Genomic DNA, 556 nt, shown 5'->3' with positions numbered 1-556 from the left:
AAGTCGGTGAGGTAACCTTTTTGGAGCCAGCCGCCGAAGGTGGGACAGATGATTGGGGTGAAGTCGTAACAAGGTAGCCGTATCGGAAGGTGCGGCTGGATCACCTCCTTTCTAAGGAATATGGAAGACCACTAACGTGGTTACAAAAAAGACGTTTTCCGTTTTGTTCAGTTTTGAAGGATGAATTCTTCAAAAAAATATGCAATAGATAAAAACAACGACAAGGAGTTCTTCTTCCATATCGATGTTTTTTATTTCCGAAAATGTGGGCCTATAGCTCAGCTGGTTAGAGCGCACGCCTGATAAGCGTGAGGTCGATGGTTCGAGTCCATTTAGGCCCACCATATAACATATTCGGGGCCTTAGCTCAGCTGGGAGAGCGCCTGCTTTGCACGCAGGAGGTCAGCGGTTCGATCCCGCTAGGCTCCACCAATTGTTCCTTGAAAACTAGATAATATGAGAAATAACCAAGTAATAACCGAGAATCGCCACTTTATGGATGAATCCATTTAAGTAGTTTTAAAAATAAACCTTATTTTAGGTTAAGTTAGTAAGG

At 43.5% G+C, this 556-nt stretch carries 2 tRNA genes and 1 rRNA gene; all 3 read left to right on the top strand.

Annotated features, from left to right (window positions below):
- Window positions 1-111, top strand: a 16S ribosomal RNA gene (locus B5V89_RS18230); the annotation flags it as partial.
- Between the two features lie 156 nt (window positions 112-267).
- Window positions 268-344, top strand: a tRNA-Ile gene (locus B5V89_RS18225).
- A gap of 12 nt (window positions 345-356) precedes the next feature.
- Window positions 357-432 (top strand) — tRNA-Ala (locus tag B5V89_RS18220).
- Window positions 433-556 lie beyond the last annotated feature (124 nt).

The organism is Heyndrickxia sporothermodurans (assembly GCF_003055045.1).
GTDB lineage: Bacteria > Bacillota > Bacilli > Bacillales > Bacillaceae_C > Heyndrickxia > Heyndrickxia sporothermodurans.
Note: the sequence above shows the minus strand (reverse complement) of the source record. Positions and strands in the feature narration are given on the sequence as shown.